This window comes from Streptomyces sp. NBC_01622 (assembly GCF_045209635.1).
GTDB lineage: Bacteria > Actinomycetota > Actinomycetes > Streptomycetales > Streptomycetaceae > Streptomyces.
This window is the reverse complement of the sequence record NZ_CP109293.1, coordinates 9,605,884-9,618,850: the sequence shown is the minus strand read 5'-3', so window position 1 is coordinate 9,618,850 and position 12,967 is coordinate 9,605,884. Positions and strand designations below refer to the sequence as shown.

The 12,967-nt window shown below is 69.8% G+C and carries 13 protein-coding genes; 9 read left to right on the top strand and 4 right to left on the bottom strand.

Features of this window, described 5'->3' with window-relative positions:
• The first annotated feature begins 222 nt into the window (after positions 1–222).
• Positions 223–1,032, top strand: a complete 810-nt coding sequence (locus OH768_RS44680) for an SDR family NAD(P)-dependent oxidoreductase (protein WP_406462444.1) — start codon at positions 223–225, stop codon at positions 1,030–1,032.
• Positions 1,029–2,030, top strand: a complete 1,002-nt coding sequence (locus OH768_RS44675; protein WP_406462442.1) for an ABC transporter substrate-binding protein — start codon at positions 1,029–1,031, stop codon at positions 2,028–2,030. The genes OH768_RS44680 and OH768_RS44675 overlap by 4 nt, the downstream gene beginning before the upstream one ends.
• Before the next feature lie 344 nt (positions 2,031–2,374).
• Here OH768_RS44675 and OH768_RS44670 read toward each other — a convergent pair whose 3' ends face one another.
• Positions 2,375–4,138 (bottom strand): FAD-binding protein, encoded by a 1,764-nt coding sequence (locus OH768_RS44670; protein ID WP_406462440.1) that lies wholly within the window; start codon positions 4,136–4,138, stop codon positions 2,375–2,377.
• Positions 4,139–4,351: 213 nt separating this feature from the next.
• On the bottom strand, positions 4,352–5,170 hold the full coding sequence (locus OH768_RS44665; protein ID WP_406462439.1) for an IclR family transcriptional regulator: 819 nt from the start codon (positions 5,168–5,170) through the stop codon (positions 4,352–4,354).
• A gap of 136 nt (positions 5,171–5,306) precedes the next feature.
• On the opposite strand from OH768_RS44665, the gene OH768_RS44660 reads away from it, so the two are divergent.
• From OH768_RS44660 to OH768_RS44630, 7 genes are all read left to right on the top strand, one after another.
• Positions 5,307–6,434 (top strand): cupin domain-containing protein, encoded by a 1,128-nt coding sequence (locus tag OH768_RS44660; RefSeq protein ID WP_406462438.1) that lies wholly within the window; start codon positions 5,307–5,309, stop codon positions 6,432–6,434.
• On the top strand, positions 6,431–7,285 hold the full coding sequence (locus tag OH768_RS44655; protein ID WP_406462437.1) for a fumarylacetoacetate hydrolase family protein: 855 nt from the start codon (positions 6,431–6,433) through the stop codon (positions 7,283–7,285). Before OH768_RS44660 ends, OH768_RS44655 begins: the two co-directional genes overlap by 4 nt.
• Positions 7,282–8,016, top strand: a complete 735-nt coding sequence (locus OH768_RS44650) for a maleylpyruvate isomerase family mycothiol-dependent enzyme (protein ID WP_406462435.1) — start codon at positions 7,282–7,284, stop codon at positions 8,014–8,016. Before OH768_RS44655 ends, OH768_RS44650 begins: the two co-directional genes overlap by 4 nt.
• Before the next feature lie 40 nt (positions 8,017–8,056).
• On the top strand, positions 8,057–9,271 hold the full coding sequence (locus OH768_RS44645) for an FAD-dependent monooxygenase (RefSeq protein WP_406462433.1): 1,215 nt from the start codon (positions 8,057–8,059) through the stop codon (positions 9,269–9,271).
• A gap of 93 nt (positions 9,272–9,364) precedes the next feature.
• Positions 9,365–9,799 carry a heme-binding protein gene (locus OH768_RS44640; protein ID WP_406462431.1) on the top strand — a complete coding sequence of 145 codons (435 nt, stop codon included), beginning with the start codon at positions 9,365–9,367 and terminating at the stop codon, positions 9,797–9,799.
• A gap of 123 nt (positions 9,800–9,922) precedes the next feature.
• Positions 9,923–10,738 (top strand): IclR family transcriptional regulator, encoded by an 816-nt coding sequence (locus tag OH768_RS44635; protein ID WP_406462429.1) that lies wholly within the window; start codon positions 9,923–9,925, stop codon positions 10,736–10,738.
• 50 nt (positions 10,739–10,788) lie between these two features.
• Positions 10,789–11,229 carry a nitroreductase family deazaflavin-dependent oxidoreductase gene (locus OH768_RS44630; RefSeq protein ID WP_406462427.1) on the top strand — a complete coding sequence of 147 codons (441 nt, stop codon included), beginning with the start codon at positions 10,789–10,791 and terminating at the stop codon, positions 11,227–11,229.
• A 110-nt stretch (positions 11,230–11,339) separates the two neighbouring features.
• Here OH768_RS44630 and OH768_RS44625 read toward each other — a convergent pair whose 3' ends face one another.
• Positions 11,340–12,128: an ABC transporter ATP-binding protein gene (locus OH768_RS44625; RefSeq protein ID WP_406462425.1), complete on the bottom strand. Its 789-nt coding sequence runs from the start codon at positions 12,126–12,128 to the stop codon at positions 11,340–11,342.
• A complete protein-coding gene (locus OH768_RS44620; RefSeq protein ID WP_406462423.1) occupies positions 12,125–12,967 on the bottom strand; it encodes an ABC transporter ATP-binding protein in 843 nt (280 codons plus the stop codon). Before OH768_RS44620 ends, OH768_RS44625 begins: the two co-directional genes overlap by 4 nt.

Here is a 12,967-nt window from a genome sequence, read left to right as displayed (position 1 = left end):
GGGGAGGAGACGAGCCCCCTCGTGACGAGAGATGGCCATCGCCGCCATGACGGCAGTGGACCTCTCGCGCATCCGCCGGAAGATTCGACCAGAGATTCTTGCTTGAAGAACGCTAGCCCATTCAGCAGAACACATGCGATGCTAGGCAGCCCCGGGGACCGCAGTCAAGGGCCCCGTCACGGACCTCGCATCGACGAGGAAGCGAGAGACTAGGAGCGACCATTGGGGACCATCACGGAGTCAGTCCACCCACTGTCGGCGCTCGGTACCGGGCGCGACCTCGACGGCAGGATCAGCATCATCACGGGCGCCGGCCAGGGCATCGGACGGGTCTTCGCCGAAGCGTTCGCAAGGGCGGGCGCGCACGTCGTAGCCGCAGACCGCGACTCCGCGGCCGCCGAGCAGACGGCGGAGCACCTGCGCGGCAGGGGCCACGAAGCCACCGCGGTGACCGTGGACGTCGCCGAGGAGCACGACGTGGACGCGATGACGGCGGACGTCCTGCAACGTTTTGGCCGGATAGACGTCTTGGTCAACAACGCCGCGGTGTTCTCCACGCTCGCCATGAAACCGTTCGACGAGATCGACGCCGCCGAGTGGCGGAGCGTGCTCGATGTCAACCTCACCGGCGTCTTCCTGTGCTGCCGCGCCGTGGGCCGGCACATGAAACAGCGCAGCGGTGGCGGCTCGATCATCAACGTGTCGTCCTCCACCGTGCTCAGCGGACGCCCCAACTACCTGCACTATGTGGCGTCCAAAGCCGGTGTGGTGGGCCTGACCCGCGCCCTGGCACGGGAACTGGGCACCGTGGGCGTCACGGTCAACACGCTGATGCCCGGCTCGGTGGACACCGGTATCCCGCGCGACTCCGTCCGGCCGGGGCAGGCCGAGCAGATCATCGCCGGGCAGGCACTGCCCCGCCGTCTGCAACCCGTGGATATCGCCGGAGCAGCGGTCTTCCTCGCCTCCGACGCGGCCAGGGCGGTGACCGGTCAGAGCATCGTGGTCGACGGGGGGATGAACTTCCTGTGAGCGGCGCAGGTTCCCCTCTGCGACTGACCCTGGCGGTCAACGACTCCGACCAGGTGCGTGACCTGGTCACCGGCCGGGTCCCGGTGGACGGCGCCGAGCTGTCCTGCCTCCTCCTCCCGGTCGAGGAGATCTTCTTCCGGTTCACCAAGTTCCGTGAGTGGGAGGTCTCGGAGATGTCGCTCGGCAAGTACTGCGCCCTGCGCGCCCGCGGCGACGACTCCCTCGTCGGCATCCCGGTCTTCCTGTCCCGGTCGTTCCGGCACTCCGGGATCTTCATCCGCGAGGACGGTCCCGTGGACGACCCCTCCGCACTGGCGGGCGGGCGCATCGGCATCCCGGAGTGGACCGTCACCGCCACGGTGTACCAGCGTGCGCTGCTGCAGCACGAGTACGGGATCGACCTGGCCGGGGTGGACTGGGTCCAAGGTGGCATCAACGAACCCGGACGCGTCGAGACGCTGCCGGTGGGCCTGCCCGCGGGAGTGCGCGTCAGGCCGGAGCGTGTCCGCTCGCTCAACCAGATGCTGCTCGACGGAGACCTCGACGCGATCTGCGTCCCGCATCCGCCCTCGGCTTTCGAGGACCGGTCCGGGCGCATCGTGCAGCTCTTCAGTGACAGCCGGTCTGTGGAGGAGGACTACTACAATCGCACGGGGATCTTCCCGATCATGCACCTCGTCGTGCTCCGCGCGGATGTCCACGAGCGCCATCCATGGGCGGCGATGAGCTTGCTCAAAGCCTTTACGGAGGCCAAGGAACGCAGCCTCGCCCGGCTGCTGGACCCGACCGCACCACACTTCCCTCTGCCCTGGGGGCCCGAGCACGCCCGTGCCGCGGAGCGGGTGTTCGGCCGTGACTCGTGGCCCTACGGCATCGAGCCCAACCGCACCACGATCGAGGCGTTCCTGCGCTACTCCCACGAGCAGGGACTCGCTCCGCGTCTGCTGGCACCGGAGGACCTGTTCCCGCCCCAGGTGCGCGAGTCCTTCCTCGTCTGATCCGCGGAATCGGGCGGCGGTGGACCACGGCCACCCTGCCGGGCAGCGGCGGCGGTCCCGCCGGACCTCAACGGTACGCGGCGGGACTCCGCGCCTTGGGCCCTGTCGCTACGAGGACGATCCTCCGCCGTGCGACGCACCGCACCGGATACCGCGAGACCCGCCCTTCGGGCGGGTCTCGCTCTTTGACGACGGTTCCTGGACGCGACCGGCCGGGACGCGTGAGCAGATGATGGTGAGGCCGGATTCGAGGTCCGACACGGGCGGAGGGCGCCGTCCTCTGCCCGGCTCCTCAGGCCAGGGTCCCGCGGCGCCCGTCCGCTGCGCCGCGGGCTCGGCGAGCCTCAGCCGGGTCCGCTGGTGCCGCCTGCCGGCCGCCCCGTGTCCGGCGTTCCGGGATCCGCCGACGACTGCCCTGCGATGTGCTTGGCCGCGATGTAGCCGAAGGTCATCGCGGGGGCGATGGTCCCGCCGGGCCCGGCGTAACTGGTCCCGGTCAGGGCCGCCGCCGCGTTCCCCACCGCGTACAGGCCGGGGATCGGCGCACCGGCGCGGTCGAGGACCCGTGCGTCGGCATCGGTGCGCAGTCCTCCCTTGGTCCCCAGGTCCCCGGGCACGATCTTGAACGCGTAGTACGGCGGGGTGACGACCTCGCACAGGTTCGGGTTCGGATAGGAGGGGTCACCGTAGTAGTTGTCGTACGCGTTCTCGCCCCGGTGGAAGTCGTCGTCCCGTCCCTGCCGGGCGAAGTCGTTGAAGCGGGCGGCGGTCCGCGCCAGTTCCCCGGCGGGAACGCCTATCTTAGCCGCCAGTTCGGCCCACGTCTCGGCGATCTGCACCGACCCGGACTCCGCCCACTCCTTCGGCAACCGCCGCCCGGTGGGAACCGGCGCACCGGGCAGTCTCGGCAGGGGGAGGTGCCCGGCGAACATGTACCGCCGCCACGATCGGTCGTCGATGATCAGCCACGACGGAATGTGCGTGGTTCCGGCGGCCTGGCCGGCGAGCATGTCGTGCACGAAGTCGGTGTAAGGGCCGGCCTCGTTCGTGTACCGCCGACCGGCGCCGTTGACCACGAATTGTCCGGGGATCTGGCGCTCGAACAGCAGCAGTCCCAGCTTGCCCCCGCCCCACGGAATGGCGGGCATCCACCAGGCGTCATCCATGAGCTCGCTGTCGGCACCGGCCGCAAGACCCGCGAGGATGCCGTCGCCCGTGTCATCCGGCGCGCCCATGCTCCAGTCATGCGTGACGAGGGGCTGGTGGCGCCGTCTGAGCTCCAGGTTGTGATCGAAGCCTCCGGTGGCAAGAACCACACCGCGGCGGGCCCTGATCCGCACAGGGACACCCGCGCGCTCGACCACCAGGCCGGTGACCGCGCCGTCCTCGGCGATCAGTCCGCTGAGAGGCGTGCCGAGCCACAGCGGCACACCGGCGTCGCGCAGGGCCAGGCGGAGCCGTCCGACCAGTGCCTCGCCACGGGTGGCCACTCTGGCTCCCGTCAGAACCCCCCGGACCATCCTTGTCAGCAGCCGGACGAAGGTGGCCTTGCCCCTCCAACTGCGGCGCAGCCGCAGAAGCGAGTGCAAGTCCGCCGAGGTCATCCACATCCCGCGCGGAATACGCAGCACCGGCTGACGCATGTTGTGGTCGTCGACACCCAGATCACGGCGATCGAGCGGAATCGCCTCGATCGACCGTCCGGTGGCGGAGCCTCCGGGAGCGTCGGGGTGGTAGTCCGGGTAGTCGGGGCGCCAGATGAACCGGAGCCGCGGTCCGAGACCTTCCAGGAAGGAGAGCATCTGGGGTCCGGCATGGACAAACCGCTCTATACGTGACGCGGACACCTTCCCCTCGGTGATGGCCTGCAGGTACTCCACCACGCTCTCGGGCGGGACCGAGTACCCGCGGCGGGTCATCGCGGGGGCGTTGGGAATCCAGATCGAGCCCCCGGACAGCACCGACGACCCACCGAAGTAACGCGACTTCTCCACCACGAGCACGTCGAGCCCTTCGTGGTGGGCGGCGAGGGCAGCGACCAGGCCACCGGCCCCGGACCCGGCCACGATCACATCGACCTCTTCGGCGAACACGGGCTGCTCACTCATCACCGGGGCTCCGCCGGGTGGGGTTTGCGGACAACTGCGAACTGAACATCGCGCTATCTCCATGGGAACAGACCGGCCGTGCACCCAGCAGGTCAGCAGAATCTTCACGTGACGTCGAACAGCCAGGTCACCAAAACGAGGCGGCGTCACGGCGAGCAGAACACTTGCCCACAGTAAAGAACACGCGAAACGTACTGCAGGTAGAGCACCGGGTCAATCCCGGGGCGGGCCCTGCACGCGGAACGACAGTGGGTGTTCACCGTCGCCGCATCCACCCGCCAGGGACGGGGCGACCGCGTCGATGTCCCGCTCGGCGGCCCTGGCCACGACCGCCAGGCGTTCCGCGAGGTGCAGCATCCGGGCCGGAGAGAAACGAACGGTGGGCAGCGCGAGGGATATCGCCGCCCGGGGCGCGCCGCTGCCACCGCGCACGGCCATGGCGAGCGCGGTCACGCCGCTCTCGGTCCGCTGGTCGTTCACCGCGAACCCTCTGCGCCTGACCAGCCTCAGCTCACGGATGAGCGCGTGGCGCTCGTCGACGGCCAGCGGACGCGCGAGCAGCCGATCGACTTCGTCGTCCGGCAGGGTGGCCAGGAGGGCCTTCCCGCCGGAGGCGAGATGCGCGGGAAGTGTCTGTCCGCTGCGATCACCGACCCGCAGACTCCGGTCGCACTCGACCGACGCGATGAAGCGCACCTCGTCGCCCACGCGGATCACGAGGTTCGCAGTCTCGCGGACATCGTCCACCAGCGCCTTCAGATGAGGCAACGCCGCACTGCGAAGAAGTGACACGGGTTCGGGGTTGATCGCGGCCGGCCCGAGCAGCGCACCCGCGACGTACCGCCTGTCGTCGTCCTGCTCGGCGAAGCCCCGGTACACCAGCATCGCCAGGAGTCGATGGGCGGTCGAACGGGCCACTCCAAGCCGCTCCGCAGCCTCGGCCAGGTGCAACGGCCCCTCCTGCCGCAGCAGCTGCGCCAGATGCAGCGCACGGTCGACAGACGCGATCGCATAGGCCGGACGATTCTTCATAGCAGAATAATAGACCGCTATGCAGATCAATTGGCTACCTTCGTACCTGACAAGCGGGTTCTTCCGGTCGTCCCCCCGACCCGCCCCGCGGGACGGGTCGGGGGGACGACCGGACGACGGACAAGGAGCGCCATCCATGAGCATCTCCGACCTGCCGGCAAGCCCGGTGAGGCTGGCGGCCGGAACAGCAGGCCCGGGCCAGCCGGAGCCGACACCGGAGCTGCACACGCTGTACCGGGACTTCGAGCGGGAGTCACTGGTCCCGCTGTGGACCGAGATCGGCGATCTGATGCCCATACACCCCCGGCCGGCGGCACTGCCCCACCGCTGGTCGTGGGCTTCGCTGCTCCCGCTCGCCCAGCAGGCCGGAGACCTGGTGCCGGTAGGCCGTGGCGGGGAGAGGCGCGCCATCGCGCTCGCCAATCCCGGACTGGGTGGGGCGCCTTTCGCCACACCCACCCTGTGGGCGGCGATCCAGTACCTGGGCCCAGGCGAAGTCGCGCCCGTCCACCGGCACACCCAGCACGCATTCCGCTTCGTCGTCGAGGGCGAGGGCGTGTGGACCGTCGTGGACGGTGACCCGGTCGCCATGCGGCGGGGAGACCTGCTGCTCACCCCCGGTTGGTGCTTCCACGGTCACCACAACACAAGCACTGAGCCGATGGCGTGGCTCGACGGTCTCGACATCCCCCTGGTGGACACCCTGGGCTCGGCATTCTTCGAGTTCGGCCCGGAGACGCTGGAGGACACCTCGACCCCCGCCGTGTCCCGTGCCGAGCGGCTGTGGGGCCACCCCGGTCTGCGCCCGGTGGCGGGCCCACGCCCGCGGACGAGTTCCCCGCTGTCGGCCTACCGCTGGGAGCACACCGACGCCGCGCTGGCCGACCAACTCGCGCTGGAGGCCGAAGGGCATCCCGGGACCGTCGAGCCCGGCCACGCCGCCGTACGCTTCACCAACCCCACGACCGGCGGTGATGTGCTGCCCACCATCCGGGCCGAGTTCCACCGCCTGCGGGCCGGTACCGTCACAGCGTCCCGCCGGGAGGTCGGTTCGTCGGTGTGGCAGGTGTTCGACGGCCGCGGCACGGTTTGGACCGGCGACCGTGAACACCGTGTCGAGCGGGGCGACGTGTTCGTCGTCCCCTCGTGGGTACCGCTCGTGCTCGCCGCCGACGAACCACTTGATCTCTTCCGATTCAGCGATGCTCCGGTGATGGAGCGGTTGCACGCCGACCGTGTACTGGTAGAGGAGCCGACCCGATGAGACTTGCCACTATCCGGGTCGCCTCCGCCACCCGAGCCGTACGGGTCGAAGAGGACCGTCTCGTCGAGGTCGGTGCGCCGGACGTGGGAGCACTGCTCGCCCGGCCGGACTGGCGTCGGGCGGCCACCGCCGACGGACCGGCCCACGACCGGGCGGGCGCGGACCTGGCGCCGCTCGTCCCGTACCCGCGGAAGATCCTGTGCGTCGGTCTCAACTACCGCAACCACATCCTGGAGATGGGTCGTGAGCTGCCGGAGCATCCCACGCTCTTCGCCAAGTTCGCCGAGTCGCTGATCGGCCCCGCCGACCCGATCCTGCTGCCCCCCGAATCGGCGGCCGTCGACTGGGAGGGCGAGCTGGCGGTGGTCATCGGCACCGCGGTGCGACGCGCCGACGAGGCCGAGGCAGCGGCGGCGATCGCCGGATTCAGCGTCCTCAACGACGTCACCATGCGCGACTGGCAGTACCGGTCCGCCCAGTGGCTGCAAGGCAAGACGTTCGAGGCCAGCACGCCGTTCGGTCCGCACCTGGTGACTCCCGACGAACTACCCGGCGGGACTCGCCCGGCACTGGAGCTCACCACGTCGGTGGACGGCGAGACCGTCCAGCGTGCCTCGACAGCCGACCTGGTCTTCGATCCGGTCGCGCTGGTGAGGTACGCGTCCACCGTTCTCACCCTGCGCCCCGGGGATGTCATCGCCACCGGCACCCCCGGCGGCGTCGGGCATGCCCGCGCTCCGGCGCGCTACCTCACCGCCGGCAGCAGGCTCGTCACCGAGATCAGCCATATCGGGCGGCTGGAGAACTCCGCGGAAGCCGAAAAGCCGGCACAGCGAGGAGCACCGGCATGAGGAGCACCGGCGTCAGCAGCAACACGGCGCCGACCGCGCGCACATGGATGGAACGCGGCACCGCCCTGTTCCTCCAAGCCCTCGCCGGTCTGGACAACGACGACATGGACGCGGACACCGCCCTGCCCGGGTGGACCCGCCGCCACATCGTCGCGCACGTCGCGTCGAACGCCGAGGCGTTGCAACGGTTGGCGACGTGGGCCCGGACAGGCGAGCCGACCCCGATGTACGCCTCTCGGGAGCAGCGCGACGCCGACATCGAGCGGGGAGCACGATTGGGGGTCGCGGACCTGCGCCGCTGGGCTGTCACGTCCGCGCAGCGACTCAACGCCGATCTCGACTCGCTGTCGCCGGAAGCCTGGCGGGCAGAGGTCGTGACGATCCAGGGCCGAACGGTGCCGTGCACCGAGCTGCCGTGGCTGCGCTCCCGCGAGACGGGGGTGCACGCCGTCGACCTGGCCGCCGGAGTCGAGTTCGCGGACCTGCCGCACGACTTCTGCCTCGCCCTGATCGACGACGTCGTCCGTCACCGGTCGGCGTTGGCGTCCGGGCCTGCCGTGCGGCTGTACGCCACGGACACCGAGCGCACGTGGACGGTGGGGGGCGCGGATACCGCCACCGAGGTCCGGGCAACGGCCGCGGACCTGGCCCGATGGCTCGTCGGGCGCGGTGAGGACGGTGTCCGCGTCGATCACGGCGACCGGCTCCCGGTGCTTCCACGCTGGTTGTGACCCATCACAGCGGTTTTCCAAGGAGTGAAGGAGGTGGACCATGACTCCCGCGAAGGAGTCCGGGGCCGTCTCGTCGGCCGACCACGACGTCGTCGTGGTCGGCGGCGGGATCGGTGGGCTCGGCAGTGCGCTGGCGCTGGCCCGGGCCGGCCAGCGGGTGCGCGTGCTGGAGCAGGCGCCCGCGTTCGGCGAAGTCGGTGCTGGACTACAGATGGCACCCAACGCGACGCGCATCCTGCGGGAGTGGGGGCTGCTCGACGAGGTCGTCGACCGCGGAGTGCTGCCGCGCCGGCTGGTGCTGCGCGACGCCGTGGACGGCAAGGAGCTCACCCATCTGGACCTGGCCTGGGCCGCCCGGCAGTACGGCGCCCCATACGTCGTGATCCACCGTAGCGATCTGCACGCGATCCTCGTCGATGCCTGCCGTGCGGCCGAAGTCGAGCTGGTGACCGACGCGCATGTGGACGACGTTGAGGTCACCGACATCGGGGCGACCGCCGTGCAGGGAGCGCACCGGCACCCGGCCGCGCTCGTACTCGCCGCCGACGGGCTCCAGTCGGGCCTTCGGGCCAGGCTCAGTGCGGACACCCCGGTCAACTCCGCGTACGTGGCCTACCGCGGCGCCTTTCCCATGTCCGCCGTGGGCGATCTGGACGGGCTGTCCGCCGACGACGTCGTCGTCTACGTGGGACCGGGGTGCCACCTGGTGCAGTACCCGCTGCGCGGGGGAGCGATGCTCAATCAGGTCGCGGTGTTCCGCTCGCCGACCGCGCTGGCCGGGGCACCGGAGTGGGGTGGCCCGGACGAACTGGACGAGGCGTTCGCAGGGATGTGCGCTCAGGTGCGCTCCGCCCTGACGGCCCTGTGGCGGGACCGGAAGTGGCCGATGTTCGACCGCCTGCCCATCAGCAGGTGGGTCGAGGGCCGGCTCGCGCTGACTGGCGACGCCGCCCATCCCATGCTCCAGTATCTCGCCCAGGGTGCGTGCCAGGCTCTGGAGGACGCGCACTGCCTGGCGACGTTGGCCACGAAGCAGTCCGCGGCCTCGACGGATCACGAGCCCCTCGAATGGGACACGATCCTGCGCACCTACAACGAGGCACGCGCATCGCGCACCGCTCAGGTGCAGGAGCGGGCCCGTTTCTGGGGTGAGCTGTGGCACTGCGACGGGATGGCACGGACCCTGCGCAACACCATGCTGAGGGATCGCGACCCGGCGGATCGGCGCCACCTCGACTGGCTGTACGCCCCGTGACCCAGGCGCACCCCTCTCCCTGTCCTTTCCTCCCTCTCCGCCCCCTCCTTTCCGACCATCCGGACCCTTGACCCGACACGGGAGTGTGAACACATGACCGCCACCACGAACAGCAACGAACTCAAGACCGTCAGTGCGGCGGGAGCGCAGGCCGTCATCGCTGCGGGAACGGCGAAGGCCGGAGAGCTCGGTGTCGCGGGCGTCATCGCGGTCGTCGACGCGGCCGGAACCCTCAAGGCCCTGCTGCGGATGGACGGTTCCGCGCTGATCGCCGTGGACCTCGCCTCGCGCAAGGCGTACACGGCGGTGGCCCTCGGCGGCGCTCCGACGGGGAAGACCTTCGAATTCGTCTCCCAGGTTCCCGCCCTGCTGGCCGCGCTTCCATCCCAGCCCGGAGTGACGCTTGTCGGGGGCGGAGTCCCGCTGTTCGACGGTGCCGTCCTTCTCGGGGCCGTGGGGGTCAGCGGGGGAACGGTGGACCAGGACGTGGCGATCGCCGAGGCGGCTGCGGCCGCTGTGCAGGGCTGACACCACGGGGCTGACTCTCATCCCATGACCTGCCCGGTGTTCTACAGAAAGGGAAGCAGTTCTGCGTGCTAGACTCCTGCGTCACTGCTGTCTTTGGAATCGATGTGGGGGCGTTCGCGCGCTATGGCTTCCGAACTGATCGACAACGGCGACGGGGCCGCGAAGCCCCCCGGGTCGGATGACTCACCGAACTACCCGATCGGATCGGTGGACAACGCGCTGCGCCTGCTCCGGATGTTCGGCGAGTACCGGTCCGTCCGGGTCGCGGAAGCGGGCCGGGAGATCGGTGTGGCCCGCTCCACGGCTCACCGCCTGATGCAGATGCTCAATTATCACGGGTTTGTCGTCCAGGACTCGGCGTCCAAAGCGTACGAGGCAGGCCCTGAGCTGATCCGTATGGCGGTCTCGGTGGTGAGTGGTCTCGATCTGCGGACCGCGGCCCGGCCGATCATGGAGGAGATGGTCGGTGCCCTGGAGGAGACGACACACATCAGCATCCTGCAGGGGACCGACATCCTCTTCGTCGACTCGATCGAGTCGACACGATCCCTGCGGATCGGAGCACGCACCGGAAAGCGGATGCCCGCATACGCCACGGCTTCGGGAAAGGTGCTGCTCGCAGGGCTCGACCAGCAGCAGTTGAGGTCCCTGTATCCCGGCGTCCGGCTCGCCCCAAGCACGACCAGGACGGTGACCAGCCGCCGGGAACTCGAGGAGCAACTGCAGACCGTGCGCGACCAGGGCTATGCCGCCAACTTCGGCGAGAGCGAGGACGAGGTGAGCGCTGTGGCCGTGCCTGTCACGGACGGGCGCAACCGGGTACGTGCCGCGCTCGCCATAGCTGCACCCCTGTCCCGCGTGCAGCCCGACGATGTACCGGGCGTCGCCCGAACCCTCACCGAGGGGGCCAGAAAGATCGGCGCGGCGCTGCCCGTCTGACCCGTGCGGACGGGCGGTGTTCCGGCCGAGGATGCCAAGGATGGAGCCTCATGCCACTGTCCGGGGAGTACGAACCGAGCGGGTCCGCGTTCAGCCGCCGCCAGGTGGAGCTGTATGAGAGCTCTGGCGGAACGAGGGGAACGACGGTCGACGGCGTCTCAGTGGTCGTACTGACGACCGTGGGTTCGCGCTCGAAGAAGCTGCGCAAGACGCCCGTCATGCGCGTGGAGCACGGCGGATGCTACGCCGCGGTGGCGTCCCTGGCCGGAGCGCCGCGCAACCCCGCCTGGTACCACAACCTCCTGGCACACCCCGTGGCGGATCTCCAGGACGGCGCCGTGAAGCAGAACATGACCGCACGCGAACTCACCGGCGATGAACGCGCGCTGTGGTGGGGCCGAGCGGTCGCGGTCTGGCGCGAGTACGCCGACTACCAGCGCAAAACCGAGCGGCTTATCCCCGTCATGCTCCTGGTACCCACCATTGCCTGAGCCCGGCCCCGGGCGGCACGGGCGATGCGCCCACGCTCACACAGCGGAAAGTCCCCGTCCGCGCCGGCAGGGCGCAAGACGGGGACCGACCATCCACTGGGGCGGACCGCTCAGGTCATCCCAGTGCCACCCTTGTCCTCCAAGCCGAGATACCCGCTCAGCAGCGCGTCCTGCCGCAGTGCACTCGGGGGGCCGCTGAAGCTGATCTTCCCCTTCTCCAGCAGGCAGACGTGATCCGCGATCTCCAGGGCACGGTTGACGTACTGCTCCACGATCAGCAGGGCGGTGCCCTCGGCCGCGAGGCGGCGCAGGGCCATGAAGATCTCGTCGACGATCCGTGGGGCCAGCCCCATGGACACCTCATCCAGCAGCACGACGCGGGGCCGTGCGAGCCAGGCGCGGGACAGCGCCAGCATCTGCTGCTGCCCTCCTGACATGCTGCCCGCGATCTGGCCGAGGCGCCGGCCCAGATCGGGGAAGGCGGAGATCGCGCGCTCCAGCGCGGAGTCGTCCGCCGACCACGGCGGGACAAACATCCGCAGGTTGTCCCGGACCGTGAGTGCCGGGAAGACGCCGCGGCCCTCCGGTACGAGACACAGACCTTGCCGAGCCCGCCGGTGCGGTGCGGTGCGGGTCATGTCCGCTCCGTCCACGACCACAGTGCCGCGCTGGGACCGGAGCGTACCGGCGGCGGTCCGCAGCAGTGTGGTCTTCCCGGCTCCGTTCGGCCCCAGCAAGGCCACCACCTTGCCGCGTGGCACGACGACGCTGACGTCACGCAGCACGGTCGTCCGGTGGTATCCGGCCGTGATCCGGTCCAGCTCAAGGACCGCGGATGGCGGAGGGCCCGCTGCCCTGCCGTCCGTCTCGGCGTCCGCCGGCTGGGTGTGTACGGTCATGACAACCTCTCTTTGCGCGTGGCGGCTCCCGCCGCACTGCCGCTGTCCGCCGCTGCTCCCGAGGCCCCGTCGGCGGCATCCTCCGCTTCCTCGTCGCCGAGGTAAGCGGCCCGTACGACCGGCGAGGACATGACCTCCGGCGACGTGCCTTCGAAGATCGGTTTGCCGAAGTCGAGCACGTAGATGTAGTCGCACACCTTCGTCACGAGCGACATGTCGTGTTCCACGAGGAGGATGCCAAGGCCGCGTTCCTCCACGACCTTCCGCAGGATCTCTCCGAACCGCCCGGTCTGCGCGCGGTCGAGCCCTGACGAAGGCTCGTCGAGAAGCATGATCCGCGATGGGCTCGCCAGACAGCGGGCGAGTTCCACCAGCCGTCGCTGCCCGGTCGAGAGGGAACCGGCGACCTCATGAGCGAGCTCTTCGATCCCGCAGAGCCGCATGGCCTCGGCGGCGGCCGTGTGGGTCTGTTCCTGCTGTCCCCTGGCCGGCAGGAAATGACTGAGCGGGTTACTGCCCGCGTAGGACCCCTCCCTGCCGAGCCGTACGTTCTCGGCGACCGTGAGCGAGTCGAAGAGCTCCATCTTCTGGAACGTCCGACCGAGCCCTCGCCTCGCCCGGGCGGCAGGGCCGAGTCGGCCGAGGGCACGACCGGCCAAGGTCATTCGCCCGGACGAGGGCCGGAGCAGGCCGGAGATCGCGTTGAATGTCGTGGTCTTGCCCGCCCCGTTGGGGCCTATGAGTCCGGTGATGCTCCCGGTGCGCACGGTGAGGGACACCCCGTCGACCGCGATGACGCCGCCGAATCTGACCTGCAGGTCGGTCACCTTGAGTTCCAT

Coding starts and splice junctions, on each gene's coding strand:
- OH768_RS44670 (WP_406462440.1), bottom strand. CDS start 4,138: ATGAGTGAGCAGCCCGTGTTCGCCGAAGAGGTCGATGTGATCGTGGCC.
- OH768_RS44665 (WP_406462439.1), bottom strand. CDS start 5,170: ATGAAGAATCGTCCGGCCTATGCGATCGCGTCTGTCGACCGTGCGCTG.
- OH768_RS44660 (WP_406462438.1), top strand. CDS start 5,307: ATGAGCATCTCCGACCTGCCGGCAAGCCCGGTGAGGCTGGCGGCCGGA.
- OH768_RS44655 (WP_406462437.1), top strand. CDS start 6,431: ATGAGACTTGCCACTATCCGGGTCGCCTCCGCCACCCGAGCCGTACGG.
- OH768_RS44650 (WP_406462435.1), top strand. CDS start 7,282: ATGAGGAGCACCGGCGTCAGCAGCAACACGGCGCCGACCGCGCGCACA.
- OH768_RS44645 (WP_406462433.1), top strand. CDS start 8,057: ATGACTCCCGCGAAGGAGTCCGGGGCCGTCTCGTCGGCCGACCACGAC.
- OH768_RS44640 (WP_406462431.1), top strand. CDS start 9,365: ATGACCGCCACCACGAACAGCAACGAACTCAAGACCGTCAGTGCGGCG.
- OH768_RS44635 (WP_406462429.1), top strand. CDS start 9,923: ATGGCTTCCGAACTGATCGACAACGGCGACGGGGCCGCGAAGCCCCCC.
- OH768_RS44630 (WP_406462427.1), top strand. CDS start 10,789: ATGCCACTGTCCGGGGAGTACGAACCGAGCGGGTCCGCGTTCAGCCGC.
- OH768_RS44625 (WP_406462425.1), bottom strand. CDS start 12,128: ATGACCGTACACACCCAGCCGGCGGACGCCGAGACGGACGGCAGGGCA.
- OH768_RS44620 (WP_406462423.1), bottom strand. CDS start 12,967: ATGGAACTCAAGGTGACCGACCTGCAGGTCAGATTCGGCGGCGTCATC.